At 47.9% G+C, this 19,182-nt stretch carries 23 protein-coding genes; 1 reads left to right on the forward strand and 22 read right to left on the reverse strand.

Going from position 1 to position 19,182, the window contains the following annotated elements:
• Position 1 precedes the first annotated feature (1 nt).
• The 10 genes from aroC to mtrB all read right to left on the reverse strand — a co-directional run bounded on the left by aroC (position 2) and on the right by mtrB (position 8,148).
• A complete protein-coding gene (gene aroC / locus IEW26_RS01320) occupies positions 2–1,171 on the reverse strand; it encodes a chorismate synthase (protein WP_188591059.1) in 1,170 nt (389 codons plus the stop codon).
• Positions 1,172–1,339: 168 nt separating this feature from the next.
• Positions 1,340–2,131 carry a CheR family methyltransferase gene (locus IEW26_RS01325; protein ID WP_111271410.1) on the reverse strand — a complete coding sequence of 264 codons (792 nt, stop codon included), beginning with the start codon at positions 2,129–2,131 and terminating at the stop codon, positions 1,340–1,342.
• A gap of 24 nt (positions 2,132–2,155) precedes the next feature.
• The gene (gene ndk / locus IEW26_RS01330; protein ID WP_111271411.1) at positions 2,156–2,599 is read right to left on the reverse strand and encodes a nucleoside-diphosphate kinase; all 444 of its coding nucleotides are present in this window, start codon (positions 2,597–2,599) and stop codon (positions 2,156–2,158) included.
• A gap of 197 nt (positions 2,600–2,796) precedes the next feature.
• Positions 2,797–3,771, reverse strand: a complete 975-nt coding sequence (locus tag IEW26_RS01335) for a polyprenyl synthetase family protein (RefSeq protein ID WP_188591060.1) — start codon at positions 3,769–3,771, stop codon at positions 2,797–2,799.
• 295 nt (positions 3,772–4,066) lie between these two features.
• Positions 4,067–4,684: a UbiX family flavin prenyltransferase gene (locus tag IEW26_RS01340; RefSeq protein WP_188591061.1), complete on the reverse strand. Its 618-nt coding sequence runs from the start codon at positions 4,682–4,684 to the stop codon at positions 4,067–4,069.
• Between the two features lie 2 nt (positions 4,685–4,686).
• Positions 4,687–5,553 (reverse strand): UbiA-like polyprenyltransferase, encoded by an 867-nt coding sequence (locus IEW26_RS01345; RefSeq protein ID WP_111271414.1) that lies wholly within the window; start codon positions 5,551–5,553, stop codon positions 4,687–4,689.
• Positions 5,546–6,274, reverse strand: a complete 729-nt coding sequence (locus IEW26_RS01350) for a demethylmenaquinone methyltransferase (RefSeq protein ID WP_111271415.1) — start codon at positions 6,272–6,274, stop codon at positions 5,546–5,548. Before IEW26_RS01350 ends, IEW26_RS01345 begins: the two co-directional genes overlap by 8 nt.
• Positions 6,275–6,289: 15 nt before the next feature.
• A complete protein-coding gene (locus tag IEW26_RS01355; RefSeq protein WP_188591062.1) occupies positions 6,290–7,156 on the reverse strand; it encodes a heptaprenyl diphosphate synthase component 1 in 867 nt (288 codons plus the stop codon).
• A 101-nt stretch (positions 7,157–7,257) separates the two neighbouring features.
• A complete protein-coding gene (locus IEW26_RS01360) occupies positions 7,258–7,809 on the reverse strand; it encodes a hypothetical protein (RefSeq protein WP_188591063.1) in 552 nt (183 codons plus the stop codon).
• Positions 7,810–7,926: 117 nt separating this feature from the next.
• Entirely contained in the window at positions 7,927–8,148 is a 222-nt protein-coding gene (gene mtrB / locus IEW26_RS01365; RefSeq protein WP_111271418.1) for a trp RNA-binding attenuation protein MtrB, read from the reverse strand.
• A 148-nt stretch (positions 8,149–8,296) separates the two neighbouring features.
• Between mtrB and IEW26_RS01370 the strand changes: the two genes are divergently transcribed.
• Positions 8,297–8,476 carry a hypothetical protein gene (locus IEW26_RS01370; protein WP_188591064.1) on the forward strand — a complete coding sequence of 60 codons (180 nt, stop codon included), beginning with the start codon at positions 8,297–8,299 and terminating at the stop codon, positions 8,474–8,476.
• Between the two features lie 79 nt (positions 8,477–8,555).
• On the opposite strand, the gene hbs is transcribed toward IEW26_RS01370, so the two are convergent.
• The 12 genes from hbs to plsY form a co-directional block, all read right to left on the reverse strand.
• Positions 8,556–8,828, reverse strand: a complete 273-nt coding sequence (hbs, locus tag IEW26_RS01375) for a non-specific DNA-binding protein Hbs (RefSeq protein ID WP_090917341.1) — start codon at positions 8,826–8,828, stop codon at positions 8,556–8,558.
• Positions 8,829–9,044: 216 nt separating this feature from the next.
• Complete coding sequence (locus tag IEW26_RS01380) at positions 9,045–10,031, reverse strand: ABC transporter permease (protein ID WP_111271420.1); 987 nt, start codon at positions 10,029–10,031, stop codon at positions 9,045–9,047.
• Positions 10,028–11,548, reverse strand: coding sequence for a sugar ABC transporter ATP-binding protein (locus IEW26_RS01385; RefSeq protein WP_111271421.1), 1,521 nt, complete (start codon positions 11,546–11,548; stop codon positions 10,028–10,030). The genes IEW26_RS01380 and IEW26_RS01385 overlap by 4 nt, the downstream gene beginning before the upstream one ends.
• Before the next feature lie 72 nt (positions 11,549–11,620).
• Positions 11,621–12,718, reverse strand: coding sequence for a sugar ABC transporter substrate-binding protein (locus IEW26_RS01390; protein ID WP_111271422.1), 1,098 nt, complete (start codon positions 12,716–12,718; stop codon positions 11,621–11,623).
• 219 nt (positions 12,719–12,937) lie between these two features.
• Positions 12,938–14,416 (reverse strand): stage IV sporulation protein A, encoded by a 1,479-nt coding sequence (gene spoIVA / locus IEW26_RS01395; protein WP_111271423.1) that lies wholly within the window; start codon positions 14,414–14,416, stop codon positions 12,938–12,940.
• Between the two features lie 449 nt (positions 14,417–14,865).
• Positions 14,866–15,648 (reverse strand): YphF family lipoprotein, encoded by a 783-nt coding sequence (locus IEW26_RS01400; protein ID WP_229729602.1) that lies wholly within the window; start codon positions 15,646–15,648, stop codon positions 14,866–14,868.
• A 56-nt stretch (positions 15,649–15,704) separates the two neighbouring features.
• A complete protein-coding gene (locus IEW26_RS01405; protein ID WP_188591065.1) occupies positions 15,705–16,064 on the reverse strand; it encodes a 2Fe-2S iron-sulfur cluster-binding protein in 360 nt (119 codons plus the stop codon).
• The gene (locus tag IEW26_RS01410) at positions 16,064–16,699 is read right to left on the reverse strand and encodes a hypothetical protein (RefSeq protein ID WP_188591066.1); all 636 of its coding nucleotides are present in this window, start codon (positions 16,697–16,699) and stop codon (positions 16,064–16,066) included. The genes IEW26_RS01405 and IEW26_RS01410 overlap by 1 nt, the downstream gene beginning before the upstream one ends.
• An 85-nt stretch (positions 16,700–16,784) precedes the next feature.
• Positions 16,785–16,964, reverse strand: coding sequence for a DUF2768 family protein (locus tag IEW26_RS01415; RefSeq protein ID WP_184187216.1), 180 nt, complete (start codon positions 16,962–16,964; stop codon positions 16,785–16,787).
• A 174-nt stretch (positions 16,965–17,138) separates the two neighbouring features.
• Complete coding sequence (locus tag IEW26_RS01420; protein ID WP_111271427.1) at positions 17,139–17,414, reverse strand: stage VI sporulation protein F; 276 nt, start codon at positions 17,412–17,414, stop codon at positions 17,139–17,141.
• 111 nt (positions 17,415–17,525) lie between these two features.
• A complete protein-coding gene (locus tag IEW26_RS01425) occupies positions 17,526–18,566 on the reverse strand; it encodes an NAD(P)H-dependent glycerol-3-phosphate dehydrogenase (protein WP_111271428.1) in 1,041 nt (346 codons plus the stop codon).
• Positions 18,559–19,182, reverse strand: coding sequence for a glycerol-3-phosphate 1-O-acyltransferase PlsY (gene plsY, locus IEW26_RS01430; protein WP_111271429.1), 624 nt, complete (start codon positions 19,180–19,182; stop codon positions 18,559–18,561). Before plsY ends, IEW26_RS01425 begins: the two co-directional genes overlap by 8 nt.

Consider the following 19,182-nt stretch of genomic DNA (forward strand, 5'->3'; position numbering starts at 1 on the left):
ATTAATAGCTCTCCAATTGTGCCTGGTAGCTAGCAACGTTCGCCCGGATCTCCTCCATGGAATCCCCGCCGAATTTCTCCAGGAATGCCTTGGCAATTTCCCATGCAACAACATGCTCCATTACCACGCTGGCTGCCGGAACCGCACAAGCATCGGAACGTTCAACCTGGGCTGTAAAAGCTTCTTTTGTATCAATGTCTACGCTTTGCAGCGGTTTGTACAAGGTTGGAATTGGCTTCATTACGCCGCGCACCACAACCGGCATGCCATTGGTCATACCGCCTTCGAATCCGCCCAAACGGTTTGTTGCCCGGTGGTAGCCGCGTTCTTCGGAATACAGAATCTCATCGTGCACCTGTGAACCGCGGATGGTACCTGCTTCAAAGCCAATCCCGATTTCCACACCTTTAAATGCGTTAATCGACATTACACCCTGAGCAATACGTGCATCCAGCTTGCGATCATATTGTACGTGACTTCCCAAACCGATAGGCACACCTTCAACGATACATTCGACGATCCCGCCGATGGAGTCACCCTCCTGCTTGATCTGATCAATGTAAGCTTCCATTTTTTTCTCGGTTTCGGCATCTGTCACGCGAACCGACGAAGCTTCTGTTACAGCGATCAGTTCGTCAATTGGGAGCTCTTGATAAGGTGCTTCAATCTCCCCGATGCGAATCACACGTCCTGCCACTTTAATGCCAAACTCAGCCAGAAACTGTCGTGCAATTGCACCACATGCCACACGTACTGTTGTCTCGCGTGCACTGGAGCGTTCCAGAACGTTACGCAGATCTTTATGATTATACTTCAAGCCGCCGTTCAGATCGGCATGTCCAGGGCGCGGACGATGCACTCGGCGCTTCTCCTCATCACTGCCTTCGATCGGCTCAATGTTCATAATTTTCTGCCAATGCTTCCAGTCATTATTTTCAACAACGAGTGCTACGGGCGCACCTGTCGTATATCCGTGACGAATTCCGCCAACAAAATTGGCTTGGTCCTTCTCAATCTGCATCCGGCGTCCACGACCATAACCCTTTTGGCGGCGGTGAAGCTGGAAGTTCAATTCTTCAAAATCAATATTCAGGTTACTTGGCAACCCCTCAATAATTGCGGTCAATTGGGGTCCGTGCGTTTCCCCTGCGGTTAAATAACGTAAACTCATAATACGTTCCCCCTTTAAACTGTTAAACTTCACATTGCTAAAATCCCATAATTTCTTTGCTTATTATAGTATAGCTGACCCACTTTGACAAGAAAGCCGCCTTTTCTTATGCAAACAACCGCCTGAGTACATCTGCATGTACCTCAGGCGGTTGATCTTTATGATGCTTTACTTTTTCCGATAGAAAAACGTCTCTGCCGTCTCCAGTCCATATTGACCTGGGGAGAAAATCTGCTCTGTACTGCCTACGAACAGCATACCACCCGGGCGCAAGCTGGCCGCGAATTTGTGATACAACAGATTTTTTGCTTCCTCGGTAAAATAAATCATGACATTCCGGCAGACAATCAGATCATAGCCATCATCAAAGCGGTCCACCAACAAATTCTGTTTCTTAAAGTTGATTGCACTTTTCAGTTTTTCATCAATTCGATACATCATGCCATCCTGTTTAAAATAACGGCTTGCCGTTTCAGGAGGTACATCTTTGAGCGAACGCTCCATATAACGCCCTTCCTTGGCCTTCGCAAGAGCTCCTTCATCCAGATCACTTGCCGTAATGGAGCTTTCTCTCAGAATACCCATCGTATCCAGAATCATCGCAATGGTGTAGGGCTCTTCACCTGTAGAGCAAGCAGCACTCCATACCTTAACCTTGCGTTTGGAACCGACCAGTTCTGGTAAAATCTCATCACGCAGCACTTCCCAGCGGTTCGGGTTTCGCCAGAACTCGGATACGTTAATGGTCATGCGATCAAGAAACTCATAAAATAACGCCTTGTCCTTCTGCATCGCATCGAAAAAGACGGCAAACGTATTAAATCCGTTTTTGTTGCGAAGTGTGGTCAGCCGTCTTTTCATCTGGCCTTCCTTGTATTGAGCAAGATCAATGCCTGTGCTCTCTTTCACTTTACGAATGAATCCGGCATAATCCGGGTCTAGTTGTTCTTGCTCCAGCATCGTATATCACCCTTTGGCTAATAATTACAACCAGGCTGCGATGCTCTTCTCATAACTTACCAGCTCGTCAGGACTGAAAAAGTTGGCTGCTTCACGAGTTGCACTTTCTGGCGAGTCTGCCCCGTGAATTAGATTATGCGGTGTATGGCTGGCGAAATCTCCACGAATTGTCCCTGGAGCCGCTTCCTTTACATTCGTCTTTCCAATGACAATACGTGCAAGCGCGACAATATCGTCACCTTCCCATACCATGGCAAATACGGGACCAGACGTAATAAACCGAACCAAATCATCAAAGAAAGGCTTGCCCTCATGCTCGGCATAATGGCGCTTGGCCTGTTCTTGTGTCATCTGTACCAGCTTCCCTGCCACCAGCTTAAATCCTTTGTCTTCCAGACGGCTGATAATACGGCCGATCAAACCACGCTGCACACCATCCGGCTTCACCATCAAAAATGTACGATCCATTGCCAGTTCACTCCTCACTCACGGTTCAAAGTTAATCACTATGTAAACGCAATCCCTTTGATTGTAACATACAACTCCATTTCCTCCCAATGAGGAATTTCACAAGTCTATGTTACATGTGAGAAAGAACTAAAGAGCAAACATGGCGCATAACGTTTACCACAGGGCGCACACTTCAAACGATAAACGCTGCACAATCAATGTGTACGCTTCACGACAAAATGAGCAATATCACGCAGGTTTTTGGTGGTCTTGATGTTAGGCAGCTGATCGAGAGCATCGAGCGCTTTCTTCATATATCGGTCAGCCAGGGCTTCCGCTTTAGCAATTCCTTGACTTTGGCGAATCATTCCAATTGCATCAGATGCACTGGCCCTTCCGTCCTCATGATGCACACAGGAGATTTCCTTGAGCAGCGGCTCACGCAGATGCTCTTCCTCCAGTGCATACAATACGGGAAGTGTGATGTTGCCTTGTTTCATATCACTGCCTGGAGGCTTGCCAAGCTGCTTCTCCGTGCCGACCAGGTCGAGCACATCATCCTGAATCTGAAAAGCCATACCGACATTATATCCGTACGTATACAGCAAGGACGAAATGTGTGCAGGCGCACGTGTAGCAAGCGCACCAAGCTGGCAGCTAACCGCAATGAGCAGTGCGGTTTTACGACGAATTCGCAGCAGGTAGTTACGCACACTCTGACCTGTGTTGAAGAAGTCGCGAATCTGCTCCATCTCACCAATGGACATCTGCACCATCGCTTTGGCAAGAATACGGTGAATGGCTGGATCAGACAGCCCTGCTGTCATCTCCAGGGCTTTGCCATAGATGTAATCTCCAGTGTACATCGCAATGCGATTATCCCATTTTGACTTGACTGTAGGTTTGCCACGGCGTGTCTCTGCATTATCAATGACATCATCATGAACGAGGGAAGCCGAATGTATCAGTTCCAGCGGAACGGCGATGAGCTTCAAGCGCTCAATATCATATGTACCAAACTTGCCGCCTAACAGCACAAAAACAGGCCGCAGCCGTTTCCCGCCTGCCTTGAGCAGATGAAGTGAAGTTTCACTCAACAGCTTTTGTTCACCTTGAACGCTGCGGTACAATTCTTTTTCAATATAATCCATGTCCTTTTTTAACAATCCGAAAATGTCCAATAGTTTCATTCGTTCACCCGTATCCGCGTATTGTCATTCCAAAATTCCATGCTTATCTTCCATCTTCCCTCCAGCAAGCCGTGCCTTGCAGGTTAATCGTTCACTAAGGCTTGCCGTTCCTGCTTGTCTTCTTAAACACCACGACTAGTTCTGAATCACGTAAGTACAGAAGTTGCCGGAGCATGGGTCAAGGCTGTGGTTGCTACATACGGTCATCAGCACTCACCAACACCCCGGGAGTCGGGGGATTCTACTGCCAAGAAAATCAAATCTGCTAAGCTAAACAGATCTGCTGCTTCGCGTATCATCCCCGTTCGTCCGGTTCTCCCCACCTTGCAAACAATTGATGCGGAATACGCAAACTGTCCAGCACTTTCCCCACCAGAAACATGATCAGATCATCCATGGTCTGAGGTTTATAATAAAACGCTGGCATAGCCGGTATCATTCGCACACCGAGGCGTGAGAGCTTCAGCATATTTTCCAGATGAATGGCATGTAAAGGCGTCTCACGTGGTACAAGAATTAACGTTCTGCCCTCTTTCATCATGACGTCAGCAGCACGCGACATCAGATTATCCGAAGTCCCGTTCGCGATCGATGAAAGAGTACCCATGGAGCAAGGCATGATAATCATGCCTTCAGCCAGATACGAGCCGCTTGCAATGGAAGCACCGATGTCACTCACGGGATGATAGACAAGGGCTCCGGCGCGATGACCGAATTGCTCCTGCAGCACACTCTCCCGATTCGTGACGTCCCAATCCATTTCTTCTTTTAACACACGCCAGCCCGCATTCGAGATGACCAAATGAACGGTATACTCCAGATCAAGCAGCGTTTCAATCAATCGAATACCATATATACTGCCGCTTGCCCCGGTAATTCCGACAACAAGTCGTTTATTCTCCGGCTGCTGCATTTTTACTTCACCGCCAAATCGATGAGTGTAAATGTAAATACGACCAGACTAAGCACACTGTTCATCGTAAAAAATGCCGTTTGTACACGGCTCATATCATTAGGAGATACAATATAGTGCTCATATAACAATATCCCGTACGTAATCAACATACCTGCACCATACCACCAGCTCAGATCAGTCATTAACAGCAGCGCGAGGAAACCGATGGCCGTGATGACATGAAAGAACTTGGCAATCTGCAGCGATTGAACCAGTCCAAAGCGGGACGGAATCGAATGCAGCCCTTCGCCTTGGTCAAACTCCAGATCCTGACATGCATAGATGATATCAAATCCTGCGGTCCAGAATACAATCGTAACGTACAGCACAATCGCTGTCCAATCCATCGTTCCGGTAACCGCAACCCAGCCGCCAAGTGGAGCCAGACCTATCGTCATACCTAACACCACATGACAAAGCCAGGTAAAACGTTTGGTGTATGAATAGAGCACCAGCATAAATACTGCGATGGGCAGCAGCTGCATAGATAATACGTTAAGATTGGAAGATGCCCAGAACAGCAATATAAACGAAATAATGATGAAAACAATCACTTCACCGTTCTTCAGCAAACCTGCCGGAATAGCTCTCATTGCCGTGCGTGGGTTTTTGGCGTCGATCGCCTGGTCAATAATCCGGTTCAAACCGAATGCCGCACTCCGTGCTCCCACCATCGCGAGCAGCACCCACATAATCTGCATCCAGCTCGGGAAGGTATTGTTTACAACCATTGAGCCCAGAATGGCGCCCATAAATGCAAAAGGTAAAGCAAAAAGCGTATGTTCAATCTTGATCATTTCTAAAAAGATGCGAATTTTCCTAAACATTCTGATTCTCCTTGGTTCCAATATGCAGTGCCGCGATGCCTCCGGTCAGAGGATAGGCCTGCACCTGCTGCAATCCGGTTTCAACAAAAATGTTTGCCAGTTCCTTTCTTCCCGGGAAAAGTGCCAGAGAGTCCGGCAGCCATTTATACTGCTCATAACGCTTGGCAAATAATTTGGCCATGTTAGGCAGCACATGTTCGAAATAAAAATAATAAATGCCTTTGAACGGCTGCCAGGTCGGTTTGGATAATTCCAGACAAACGACCATACCGCCAGGTTTTACAACACGCTTCATTTCAGACAAAACCTGTCTAAGATCAGGCACGTTACGCAAGCCGAAGCCAATCGTTACATAATCAAACGTATTATCGTCAAACGGCAGTGCCATCGCATTGCCCTGAACCAGCGTAATTTGCTTTGATCGTTTGACAGCATCAATTTTCTTCTGGCCTACTTCAAGCATGTTACTGCTGAAATCCAGACCGTGCATGTGCCCTGTTTCACTTGCTTCTGCCATCGCAAGGGTCCAGTCACATGTGCCGCAGCACAAGTCGAGCCCGGTGTCCCCTTTAGACATATTCATCTTTTTCATCGTGAATTTACGCCAGGCTTTATGCCTGCGGAAACTCAGGATATCATTCATAACATCATACTTGCCGGCGATACTCTGAAAAACCGAATGGACAAATTCTTCTTTCGGTTTCGTCTCTCCGCTCCCCATTCGTCTGTCTCCCCCTCAATCTTCCCTAACTGCCAAATGTGAAGTCTTTACATAGGTCAGGTAAGGATCAAGAATTGCATCGAACTCACGTACACCTTGGCGCAACCCCTGCTCATCCTGAAGCAAAAGCTGAATCCGTTGTACAGACTCGCGAAGCATGTCCAGCAAAACCTCACTGACACTGTATTTCAGCACCATAACATCCCATGCACGTGCGTTAATTTGCGTCTGGCGTAACTCGTCACGTTCTGAGTCGTTACCGTGCTCATACATATGCCAGAATACATAACTGTTGGTATACTGCAGCTCATCACGCATCCGGTTCAACTCATCCGCAATCGTTTCACAGGTACTAAATTCAGCTAACAGGCTGTTCCATAAAGGCTTTTCTTCTTCACGGATCATGTCTGAAAATGAAAGAAACAGCTGCATCCTCAGCTGTACCGTTTCACGCAAATATTCATCAGCCGAAACGAGCAATTTTTTCATCCGTTCATACAGCGTCATCTTGCGTGCGTTCACTTCAGCAACAGCACCGCTTAACTTACCGATCATCTCAATTTTGCCGGCATGAGCTAACAATTGATAGAAACGGCTGCTCAGATAATCTCCAGCGAGCACGTTCAACTGACGTGAACGCATCTCCTGTTCTCTCCGATCGCCGGATATCGTATCGATTCGATCATGCGTATCCATAGCCAACTGAACGAGCGATGTTGCAAGCGAATATAACTCATGATGCACCTTCTCGTCTGTACGGCCCACAAATACCTGTAGCAGACGCGCCCGGCTATCCGGAAATGACGGGATTTCCGTATATTGTCGAATCATGTCGTAATCCGTATATTTCTTTGCTAGTTGGGGTACGCGATATGAATTCATTTTCATCCTCCGAGGCTATGCTTTGTCAAACCATTTATGCACTACAATCTTATATATTATAGCATATGTTTTTCGGACACGCACTGAAACCTGCTATTTGATTACCCCTGACTTGTCATTTCAAACTGTTTCCTCCACAGTTCCGTCTTCATCAGATGGAACCAGTCTTTTAATTCCTCCGAGAACACTGCGCTTTTCCAGGTGCGAAGCATGTCAATAGCATACATCGGCCACTCCCCCCGCCGAATATCCGCAGCAAGCAGAAGATGACGCTTATGCATCCATTCATCCTCAGCCATGACACGAAGCAGCACCTGCTCCACGTTTTCCAGCTCCCGAAAACTCAGATCAGCTACAGCAGCCATACTTTCATAGATTTCAGTATACGTTGTATCCGTGCCCTTCACTTTGAGATCAATCGTTAATATAGACTGTTTCCATTCCACTCTGGCGATCGGCGTTGACATGTGTAGAGAACGAAGCACATCCACGAGATTGTCATTTGTCAGCTGGACCGGCTGGTGAGAAGCTGTAACAGGCTCTGCCTTTTCCCCGCCCCATGTACGTGTATGCAAGCTCTGAAGGGCCACGAGCAAAATGACCGCCGCAATCGTTGTCAGCATCGATGCAGTTACAATCATACACGGTTTCATACGCTCCTCCTTGCCTTTACCTGTTAGTGTAGTCTGTCCGATAAAGGCTCATACCTCATTGTACAATGAAAAAAAGCAGGCTATGCCTGCAATTTTATTGGGTCCGTCATCTTTTGATTATTCCGATTCGATCTCCCCATGCTTAGTAATCAGCGTCGCTTTGCCACGAATTTTAATAGCAGAGGTGTGTGTTGTGAACTGGGCAATCATCACTTCGCCCTTGTCCAGCTTCTCGGTATGATGAAAACGTGTATCCTGTCCGCGAGTTAGTCCAATCACTTGAACACCATTTTCTTCTGCTTTGATTACGATATAGTCATTGCCCGTAGATTGATCCATCGCGCACGTCTCCTTTTCTAGTATCCTTAGCGTTAATGATGATCAAGATCATTCCATTTGTCAACCAGCCCGCCAGAGGAAATGGAGCGCAAGAAAAGGTCATTTCCCGGTCATACTAGAGCAGAGCAGCCAGGAAAGGAGAACCAACATGAAATACACCCCAGCTCAGCTTACGGACGAGCATGTGCAACAGATTCAGGAGATGGAACAGCATCTGTCCATTGTTAGCGGCAAGGAACTGATATTAATCGCCTACAGTAGTCAGCCGGAGCATTCGAACGAATTCGTAGACGCTGAGCAGAAGCACGAAAACATTCCCCGTTTATAAGCTTTATGACTCTATAGGCAAAAGAAAAGGCCGTGAACAAGTCACGGTCTTTTTTTGACATATGGAATATGTAGAAATCTTATTTAATTCCGTCTTTGAGCGCTTTACCTGGTTTGAACGCAGGAATTTTGCTCGCAGGAATTTCGATTTCTTCACCTGTTTGCGGGTTGCGTCCTTTACGTGCGGAGCGCTCGCGAACTTCGAAGTTCCCAAAACCAACCAATTGTACTTTGTCTCCGTTTTGAAGTGCCTCAGAGATGGCTTCGAATACGGCATCAACCGCTTTCGTTACATCCTTTTTGGACAACTCAGTTGCTTCGGATACGTGTGTAATCAAGTCTGATTTGTTCATTTGTTTTTCACCTCCTGAATCAATGTCCTGAATGTTATACTGTGTTTCCGTTTTATAGGAAAATATACGTTCATACGCAAAAAACGTAAGGACATCCTGAGCGATGAACATGAATCTCCTTCTGCGGTAGACAGTCATTTCCGGCAAATACCGCCAGAAACAACGGATGTTTCTGGGGTCGAACAAATTTTATACTAATACAGACAGCACACAATTTCAAGTGCGACTGCGGTTTAAAACATAAAATGTAACCGCCAGAGCCAGTACCAGCACTCCGCCTTTAACGATATCATGTGTAAAATACTGCACATTCATCATCGTCAAACCGTTGACCAGCACCCCAATCAGAACCGAACCGATAAACGTACCAATGACATTGGGTTTGCCTGCACCAAAAACGGAGAAGCCTACAAATACGGCTGCCACGGATTCCATTAACAACGGTGAACCGGCATCAATCTGACCAGATCCAACTTTGGACGCGTAGATAATTCCCCCGATTGCCGCAAAGATACCTGCTGCTACATAGGCAAGGGTACGCACCTTTTTCACCTTGATTCCAGAGAGTCTTGCCGCCTCCTCGTTACCGCCTGTGATATACATCTGCCGACCATATTTGGTATACGTCAAAAAGATATGAACCGCCGCTACTGTAATCAGCAGCAAAATAACCGAGATCGGCATGCCCAGCCATTTCCCTTGTCCAATTAGCAGAAACGTCGGGTCCATCTCACCGGCAGCCTTGCTGCCATCCGGGAACTGCATATGGTTGTAGATGGTATACCCTTGAGCATAGGTTTTGTGAATCCCCCCGATGATGTACATCGTTGCAAGTGTCGCCAGCAGGTCGGGAATACGAAGTTTAACAATAAGCAGCGCATTCAGCAGACCAATGACAGCTCCAATAACTAATGGCACAATAATGACAATAGCCAGCGGCTGCTGGTACCAGATCATTAGCGATGCCGTAACTACCGTTGTCAGGGAAACGGTCGCTCCAACGGAGAGATCAAAGCCATCCACGATAAGCGACAACGTCACACCAATCGCCACAAACGTAACGATCGAGATTGAACCCAAAATGTCCGTCAGGTTACTGTAGGTAAAGAAATATGGGAGCTTGATCCCAAAAAATGCGATAACCCCTATAATGACAATAATCGCGCCATATCGAAACGCAAAATCCATTGATTTATCCTTCATGCTTCCACCTCATGTCCACCGCTTGCATAATATAGCAGCTGTTCTTGGCTTGTCTCGCCACGTTTGAACTCCTTCACAACAACACCTTCACACATCACCGCAATACGGTCTCCGATTCCCAGACCTTCATCCAGTTCACAGGTGAAATAGATGACGGCCTTGCCTGCGAGAGCCAGTTCGTTGATGATGCGGAAAATGTCGCTTTTCGCCCCGATATCCACACCTTTTGTAGGTTCGTCGAAAATAAATACATCCGCTCCGGTTTTCAGCCATTTGCCGATCGCAACCTTCTGCTGATTGCCACCGCTCAAATACTTCACTTCCTGTTTCACAGAAGAGGCTTTAATACCTAGCTGACTTACGAGCGAATCTGCATGCTGGCGTTCACGCTTGCGATTGACGAATCCAAATGTGCTGAGGTGGGAAAGCAACGGCAAACTTAAATTGCGCTCTACATTTTCCTGAATCAATATGCCCTGCTTGCGGCGTTCCTCCGGCACAGAAACGATGCCCAGAGCAGCAGCATCCGCAGGCTGGGACAAGCGCACAGAATGGTTCTTCAGCCGAATCTCTCCTGCTTCCAGCGGGTCTGCCCCTATCAACAAGCGAGAGCATTCCGTCTTCCCCGCACCTACAAGTCCTACGACCGCAAGCACTTCACCCCGATGTACCTGTAGATTAACCCCCTTGACCTTGACACCCCGGCGCAGACCGCGCGCTTCCAGCAGTAATTCACCCACCGGAGCTTCTGTCTTTGGAAACTCCTCCTCAAACGGCTTGCCCAGCATCTGTGTTACCAGATCATTGATCGTCAGTTCGCTCGTCTTTCCTGTAAATACATGACTGCCATCCCTCATGACTGTAACCCGGTCACAATGACTCATAACTTCTGCAAGGCGATGTGTGATGAAGATACAGGCTACCCCTCGATCTTTCAACAGATGTACGATGCGAAAAAAAGCATCGGTCTCTTCCTGACTCAAGGGTGCTGTGGGCTCATCAAAAATAATGACCTTGGCGTCTTGAATCAGGATACGGGCGAGCAGAATCATCTGCTTTTCGGCCAATGTAAGATCCGAGACCTTGCGATGAATGCTTATGCTGTCAGCACCCAGCTGCTGTAATGCTTCCTTGGCACGCTGCTGCAGCGCTCTCGGGCTTTTCCACCAGCCACCGTCAGCGGAAGCGAGCTGATCCAGCATGATGTTCTCGGCAGCAGTCAGCTGCGGCACAAGCGCAGCATCCACCTCCTGATACACGCAGTGAATGCCGCTGGCCTTTGCCTCTCGCGGTGAGCCAAGCTGGAGCTTATAGCCATTCAGACGAATTGACCCCTCATCCAGCTGATACGCTCCCGACAATATTTTCATCAACGTGCTTTTGCCAGCTCCGTTAGCTCCTAACAGCGCATGAATCTCTCCACCCCTGACAGAGAAATGTACATCCTTCAATGCAGGCACGCCTGAAAACTGTTTAGAAATGTGCTCCATGTCCAGCGATATCGGGTCCTTTGTCATGATGTTGCCTCCCATCTGCTGTAATACCTGTGTATTGAAAAAGCGCACCTTCCGGCGCGCCCACAACGCAACTTACTTCGCAGTAATGCCGTATTCGCTCATCCAGTCCTTGATGCCCTGTGTACTGCCGCCCCAGCCTTTGACATATTCGGACAGCTCTGACGTCGAGATTTGTTTGTCAGGCAAAGCCTCACGCTGCACATAAACAGGGTTAAGCACTACGGAATCTTCAGTCTGGTCTCCATTCAGCTTCTGGTATGCATATCGTACCTGTACACGTCCAATATCAGTCGGATCTACAGCGGCGGAAGCAACCCAAGGATTTTTCGGGTCCTGAATCATTTGCAAATCCTCGTCACTCATATCAATACCGTATACCTTGATTTCATCACGGCCAGCTTGTTGAATGGCGCGTGCTGCACCTTTAGCGAATTCATCCCATGCTGCCCATACAGCTGTAATTTCACCCTTTGGATATTGCTTCAGAATGGCTTCCATTTTCGCTTGAGTATCCAGAGCCGGGTTCTGAGCAGAACCAAATGCTGCAATTTCCTTGATTTCCGGGTTGGCCTTCAGGAAAGCACCGTAAGCAAGCTGACGACGTTCCATTGGCGCAAAACCAGCTACCCACACTTTGACGATGTTGCCTTTGCCGTTAATATCTTTTTTCATCTGCTCCAACGTCAGCTCGGCCATTTTCTGGTCGTCCTGAGACAGCACTGTAGCTCCCGGCACACTGATGTCTGCATCGAATACAACAACCGGGATCTTTTGCTCTACCGCTTTTTTCACACCCGGTTCCAGAAGGGAATCACCGTGATCCGTCAAAATCACATCGAATTTCTGGTTAATGGCACTGTCAAGCAAAGACACCATTTTGGCTTTATCGTTGTCTGCGACAAAAGTGGTAAGCTCACCACCGAATTTGGCAATTTCCTCTTTTACCCCTTGCACATACTGCTGTGAAAAGGTTCCTGTATTGAACTCCATAATCAGCGCCACCCTTTTCCCGCTTAAAGGCCCTGTTACAGCTTCCGTTTTAGGCGTTCCCCCTGCATCGCCCGTTGCCGAAGATGATGCCGGCTCCTTTTTGATTCCGCATGCGGATAATGCCAATGTAAATACCAGTAATACGCTCAGCCATAACCATTTTGAACTTGTTTTTCTCATGTCGGATTCCCCCTGTTTCGCTCTCTGTGACTTCAATCACAATCGTTGAATATTAATATAACGACTAATCCCCAGTATGTAAATATGTTTTAATGATTTAAAGCTGAAACTTGCTAAGTTTTTTTCAAAATCATGCTCCTTTCTACCCATTTCATCCAGTTTTAAGAAAAAAGAGACAGAAAAAGACCATGAGGTTAAGCCTCACGGTCTTTTGGAAGATTAAAGGATAATGGCGATCAAACCGCCTGAACCTTCGTTAATAATTCGTCCCAATGTCTCCTGCAATTTATATCTGGCATTGTCCGGCATCATGGCAATTTTGCCCTGAATGCCTTCACGCACAATGGAGTGCAACGAACGGCCAAACATATCTGAATCCCATACCTTGATCGGATCGTTCTCGAAATCCTGCATGAGATATCGGACCAGTTCCTCGCTCTGCTTTTCTGTTCCGATAATCGGTGCAAACTCTGACTCCACATCCACGCGAATCATATGGATCGAAGGCGCCGTTGCTTTAAGACGAACACCAAACTTGGTCCCCTGACGGATCAGTTCAGGCTCATCCAGTGCCATCTCGGCCAGGGATGGAGCTGCTATGCCATAGCCCGTCGTTTTGACCATCTCCAGCGCCTCCGCAAAGCGGTCATATTCTCTCTTCGCATGAGAGAACTCCTGCATCAGCTGCAACAGATGATCTTTGCCCCGGATTTCGATGCCAACAACCTCTATGAGAATCTGATCATACAGTTCATCCGGCGCATAGAGATCAATCTCTGCTACCCCCTGCCCCATATTCATTCCGCTGAGACCCGCACGGTCAATGAACTCGTATTCCATGAACTGTGCCACGACCCGATCTACGTCACGCAGTCTGCGAATATCTTTTACCGTGTCCCGTACCGAATTTTCATAGTTGCTGCGAAGCCAGTGTGTATCATTCAGCACCATCACCCAGCTCGGCAGGTTGACATTCACTTCATGTACAGGGAACTCATACAGCACCTCACGAAGTACCCCTGTAACATCATCTTCTGTCATGGTGGCAGCGCTTAGTGTCATTACCGGGATGTCGTATTTCGCTGCCAGCTCGCTTCGGAGCTGCAATGCTTCTTCACTGCGAGGACGTGTGGAGTTGATCACAAGTACAAACGGTTTGCCCACTTCCTTCAGCTCGGCGATAACTCGTTCTTCAGACTCCACATAGGAACTGCGGGCAATTTCGGCAATTGTGCCGTCTGTTGTAACCACAACTCCCAGTGTCGAATGCTCCTGTATCACTTTCCGTGTACCAATTTCGGCCGCCTCCTGAAACGGAATCGGCTCTTCGAACCACGGCGTGGAGATCATGCGTGGACCATTTTCATCCTCGTAGCCCTTCGCACCCTCCACAGCGTACCCTACACAATCCACCAAACGTACGTTAACATCGAGCCCTTCAGCCACTTTGATCTGGACTGCGTTATTCGGTACGAATTTCGGCTCGGTGGTCATAATCGTTTTACCTGCTGCACTCTGTGGAAGTTCATCCACTGCACGGGCACGATCAGCCTCGCTTGCGATGTTTGGCAGTACGATCGTTTCCATGAATCGTTTAATAAATGTTGATTTCCCCGTCCGGACTGCGCCGACAACCCCGAGATAGATATCCCCTCCGGTCCGCTCAGCTATGTCCTTAAAAATGTCCACTTTCTCCAATGAAATCCCCTCCTTAAATTACTCCGAAGGAAAAATGCTAAAGAGCATCCGCTTCGTTTTTTCAATCAGAAGACTGAAATCCCTGCAACGGTAGAGCCGCCTTTGTGAGTGCCCGGAAGTCGTCCGCCGCCGAACGTTGCATTCTGATGAAACCGGCGAGAGCGGCGTTAACTCGTACATGCAATTGGACTAGTATCATCTTATGTATCCGTATGCGGCAATATGACGTGTTTTTTTGTTTTTTTATCTCATGATGATGACATTAAGAACATCCCCCGATTCCGGACTGCGCGTCTTTATTTCAATCTACTTTATGAGAAAGGGCCTTCGTTTATGACACCTCTCTCCAGTGCCGCTAATATGGAACGATAAAAAAAGACATCCCGTCGTCTACGGAATGTCTCTCTTTACCCTCTTCAACCCTCTTTACGGTTCGTTCTATCGTGGTTTTAATCCGCCTGTGCGACAGGGGTATTGTTCTGCAGCGCATATGGAAGTGATTTGACAGGCACAAAAAACGAATGGGCCAATAGATGCTCACGTAAATCTGAAGCAAACTTATCCTTGGATGCATCGTCTGCCTTTTCCAAGGCCTGCATAATATCAAAAGCATAGTCTACGTAGACCGTACCTTCGGCGTCCATTATAAATGGCAGCTCCTGACCTGAATACACACTATTCAATGTAACTGCAGGAGCCCCTGCCTGCGCGGCCAGCTTCATATCCACTTCAACCAATCCCGGATACAGCTCTTCACCTGCAGGCAGCTCCTGATTATGTACGGATTGATACTGCTTCACCATGCGCTGTACATCATTTACCTTCTGTACCGTCTGTAAATCCATAACCTTTACTGTCGGTTCAACCTCTTCGTTCTGCACCAAAAAGTAAGCGCTACCGCCGTTCTCAAAAGCAGTTCCTGGTATGTCGTCAAGATAGCCAAGCTGCTTCAGTTTGGGCAGATCGATTCTGAACTTTTCATATTTCGGCGTATCAGCATCTGCATTCAGAATCGGCAATACGCCCTGATCCTTCTGAAACGCATCTATTGCACTCTGAATGCGGTTCACGCTTTCACGGTAAGCTGTTTTGGGATCCGTGTTGTGCTGAGCCTGATATAAGCAACCACTCGTTGTCATGACGAGCAGCATCAACAGGAACATACCTAACAACCGCTGCACCAGGCTTCTGCTTTTTGTTATTCGGCCTGACTTACTTCCATTAGTCATCATCAAGTATCCCCCTCAAACATCTAACACTTTAATATAAGCCTTCTCTGCCCCCGCCATCATACAAACCAGTCGTCATCCTGTTCTTGCCGCTGCCGTTCAAGCTGCTTGCGTATCGCAGCTTTGAGCGGATCTTCAGGAACATGTACAGACAACGAACTACGAACTTTAGCCTGACATGAGAGCCTTGTTCCAGCCTCAAGCAGCCGTCCCAGCTTGCGTTTCTCAGCATCGGTAGGAGGCAATAAAGCCTTACGCTCGTCCTGCTCCACCCCCACCTTACACATCAAACATGCTGCTTTACCATCGCAGCGGGTCGTAATCCTCACACCTGCCCGTCGTGCCGCATGCAACAGGGTCGTTCCTGGCTGGACCTTAATCGATTTATTCATCGGTAAAAATGTAACAACCTCTTGCATTATTGATCCTCCCCGGCTTCTTCCAACCAAGCAAAGCCTACCAGCTCCTCCACTTCCGATCTGAAGCGAGGTGTCCATACGTTATGACGACTTAGTTCAATCATTACAGGCTGATGAATCTCTGGGTCTTTACGCATCACTAAAGAGATTGGTACATACCGATCTTCACGTCCACGAAGCAGATTAAATAACAGTTCATGTGCCAACGGCATCAGTCGCAGCCGGTAATCATGAACTTTGGCTTCAGCAGCATAAGGAGCAAGCACCTGCTCGATTTGCGTACGATACCAGCTTTGGCGGGCCCATATCTCAAACCCGCCTACCAGCTCGAGTGAGCATGCACCCACCTGATAGTGACTTAGCAATGAAGCATACGGGCCTGTTGTGTCCACTACAGGCTCGTCCATTCTTCGTCCCGGAGCATGGTGATGCAGTGCTTTAGCCGCAGTAATATCTGCGTATACATCAATATCTCTTGGCGCTTGACTCAGCTGCACACCTTGAAGAAGCAAGCTGCAGCTGCCTCCCAGCAGCCATGTATGCGGTTGACCGTGCCAGGCTTTGGCCATCTCCAGCAATGCCGAATGTAATTCAGGGTAACACTCCGTCCAGCCCGACGTCTCATTTTGCCCCACAGGCACACACTCCTCTCATCCGTCTTATCCTTGTGTCCGTTCATTAGATGCGCTTATGCGGATGTTCTCTCTCCCGAAAGGGAAATCAAGTCAGAGAAGCGATCCCACCAAAAAAACCGATGAGCATAATTAAAAATGCAATAATCGAAAGGATGCCCCGCACGAGCCCTTTTGTTTTGGCACGAGCAAATGTAATCAGAAATACAGATAACCCCATAATGAGGATGGCAACCAATGACAGCCACATCTTGTCCATAGCGCTCATAAACCAACAGTCTCCCCTTCAAGTCCGATATTCATCACTGACAATGTGACAATTGCAATTATTATAACATGAAATCATGCGTATTTTTCCAATAAAAAGACAAAAAGCAAGTCAGCAGCCGCTGACTCACTTTTCGTTAACGCATTGCCAACTACTCGGAGCAGGCATGATCTATTATTTTTTCATCATCATTTTCATCAACGATTCCATATTGCTTGGATTCAGTCCGCTTTTCTTGACTGCACTCACAATATCCTGAACCGTATCCTCGGATACCGGTATTTTCGCCATGGCGGATACTTGTTTGATCAATTGGCGCAGCTGAGCCTCATTCTGCATCGTTGTTGGTTTCACTGTGCTCGCCAGCTTTTTGACAGCACCTTCCGTGATGGTTTTACCTGTTTTTTTATTAATGGCCTTCAGCGCTTCTTTCGAGATGTTGTTACCCATTCGTCTCCCCTCCTCCGGCAATACTCATGTGTATCATATGAGTCTGGTGCGGAAAAGGTGAATAAGCTTCATCACTTCATACTAGGCTGACGACACACTGAACTGATACACTCAGGAATGCCATTGTTCCCAGGTTTCGAGCTTCATCACTTCCATCTCGGTTTTCGGATCACGGCCCATCAAGGCTTCTACCGCATCCCTTGGCTGTCTGTTCTGGAATAATACATGATACAATTGATCTGCAATCGGCATCTGCACCCCATATTTCTGAGCAATAAAATAGGCGGCCTGCGTTGTTCGAATTCCTTCGACAACCATGCCCATGGATTGCAGCACATCGTCAAGCTTATCGCCCTGTCCCAACATGGAACCCGCTCTCCAGTTCCGACTATGCTGACTTGTCGCGGTAACGACCAGATCACCGATGCCAGCAAGTCCTGAGAAGGTTAATGGATTCGCTCCCATCTCAACACCGATGCGTGTAATCTCGGCAAGACCACGGGTTAACAGAGCTGCCTTGGCGTTATCTCCGAATTGAAGCCCGTCTGACATGCCCGCCCCAAGCGCGATAATGTTTTTGAATGCTCCCGCCAGTTCAACGCCGAGCATATCACGGTTTGTATACACACGAAAATAGGCATTCATAAACAATCCCTGAACTGCCTCAGCAGACTCCTTATCAAGGGCTGCCACAACAACCGTTGTTGGACAGCGCTTTACCACTTCTTCCGCGTGACTCGGACCTGACAATACAACGACCTTACCTTCTTCACATTCCAGTTCTTCCGAGATGACGGTGGACATGCGTTTCAGACTCTCCGTCTCAAAGCCTTTGGTTGCATGAATAATGAGCATCTCCGGTTTGTAGAAAGGTCTGAACTGATGCACGACTGCACGCATTGCAGATGAAGGCGCAACAATTAACACCGCCGCTGCATCTGCAACCGCCGCTTCCATATCACTGGTTGCCCGAATGCGGGGAGACAGCTCCGCACCAGGAAGGTAACGTGTATTGGTATGCTGTGTATTGATCTCGGCGGCCTGCTCTTCACTGCGTGTCCACATGACCACGTCCAGTTCATTTGCGGCCAGTACACTGGCCAGGGCTGTTCCCCAACTGCCGGCAACCAATACAGCAACTTTTTTAGACAACGCGTTTTCCCCCTCCAGGGTTCTTTGATCCCAATTTATTTTCCTGTCCTTTGGCGAGCTTCACAATGTTCGTGCGATGTCTCCAAAAGGCAAACAGACAAATAATCAGACTGCCCCAGAAAATACTCATTGAATATCCGGGCAAAATCAAGATGAAAACAGGAGTTAATGCAACGAAAATCAAGGAACCAAGCGATACATAACGTGTCAAAACAATCGACAAAATCGCAATGACTCCAGCGCAAAGCGCAGGCAAAAAGGCAAGACTTACCATCACACCGATTGCTGTAGCAATGCCTTTTCCTCCACGGAAGTTAAAATAGAGCGGCCAGTTGTGACCTGCAATCGCAGCAATACCACTGAATGCAGCAATCCACGGTGAGCCGCCGCTCAACCATAAGCCAATCCATACTGCAGCAATACCTTTGATTACATCTAGCAGCAGCACGCAAATAGCGGGCCCTTTACCCAGAATACGCAAAGTATTCGTGGCCCCGGCATTGCCGCTCCCGTGCTGACGTATATCAATCCCCCGTATTGCTTTTGCAAGAAGAACACTAAAGCTGATTGAACCGAGCAGATAGCTCAGCACAATCGCAGCGATTGGTAAAATCAC

It is taken from the genome of Paenibacillus silvae, assembly GCF_014639235.1.
Taxonomy (GTDB): domain Bacteria; phylum Bacillota; class Bacilli; order Paenibacillales; family Paenibacillaceae; genus Paenibacillus; species Paenibacillus silvae.

Coding starts and splice junctions, on each gene's coding strand:
- IEW26_RS01400 (WP_229729602.1), bottom strand. CDS start 15,648: ATGATGACTAATGGAAGTAAGTCAGGCCGAATAACAAAAAGCAGAAGC.
- IEW26_RS01415 (WP_184187216.1), bottom strand. CDS start 16,964: ATGAGCGCTATGGACAAGATGTGGCTGTCATTGGTTGCCATCCTCATT.
- IEW26_RS01420 (WP_111271427.1), bottom strand. CDS start 17,414: ATGGGTAACAACATCTCGAAAGAAGCGCTGAAGGCCATTAATAAAAAA.
- IEW26_RS01390 (WP_111271422.1), bottom strand. CDS start 12,718: ATGAGAAAAACAAGTTCAAAATGGTTATGGCTGAGCGTATTACTGGTA.
- IEW26_RS01350 (WP_111271415.1), bottom strand. CDS start 6,274: ATGGGGAGCGGAGAGACGAAACCGAAAGAAGAATTTGTCCATTCGGTT.
- IEW26_RS01355 (WP_188591062.1), bottom strand. CDS start 7,156: ATGAATTCATATCGCGTACCCCAACTAGCAAAGAAATATACGGATTAC.
- IEW26_RS01335 (WP_188591060.1), bottom strand. CDS start 3,771: ATGAAACTATTGGACATTTTCGGATTGTTAAAAAAGGACATGGATTAT.
- IEW26_RS01380 (WP_111271420.1), bottom strand. CDS start 10,031: ATGAAGGATAAATCAATGGATTTTGCGTTTCGATATGGCGCGATTATT.
- IEW26_RS01405 (WP_188591065.1), bottom strand. CDS start 16,064: ATGCAAGAGGTTGTTACATTTTTACCGATGAATAAATCGATTAAGGTC.
- aroC (WP_188591059.1), bottom strand. CDS start 1,171: ATGAGTTTACGTTATTTAACCGCAGGGGAAACGCACGGACCCCAATTG.
- IEW26_RS01345 (WP_111271414.1), bottom strand. CDS start 5,553: ATGTTTAGGAAAATTCGCATCTTTTTAGAAATGATCAAGATTGAACAT.
- IEW26_RS01340 (WP_188591061.1), bottom strand. CDS start 4,684: ATGCAGCAGCCGGAGAATAAACGACTTGTTGTCGGAATTACCGGGGCA.
- hbs (WP_090917341.1), bottom strand. CDS start 8,828: ATGAACAAATCAGACTTGATTACACACGTATCCGAAGCAACTGAGTTG.
- ndk (WP_111271411.1), bottom strand. CDS start 2,599: ATGGATCGTACATTTTTGATGGTGAAGCCGGATGGTGTGCAGCGTGGT.
- IEW26_RS01360 (WP_188591063.1), bottom strand. CDS start 7,809: ATGAAACCGTGTATGATTGTAACTGCATCGATGCTGACAACGATTGCG.
- mtrB (WP_111271418.1), bottom strand. CDS start 8,148: ATGGATCAATCTACGGGCAATGACTATATCGTAATCAAAGCAGAAGAA.
- IEW26_RS01370 (WP_188591064.1), top strand. CDS start 8,297: ATGAAATACACCCCAGCTCAGCTTACGGACGAGCATGTGCAACAGATT.
- IEW26_RS01385 (WP_111271421.1), bottom strand. CDS start 11,548: ATGACAAAGGACCCGATATCGCTGGACATGGAGCACATTTCTAAACAG.
- IEW26_RS01325 (WP_111271410.1), bottom strand. CDS start 2,131: ATGCTGGAGCAAGAACAACTAGACCCGGATTATGCCGGATTCATTCGT.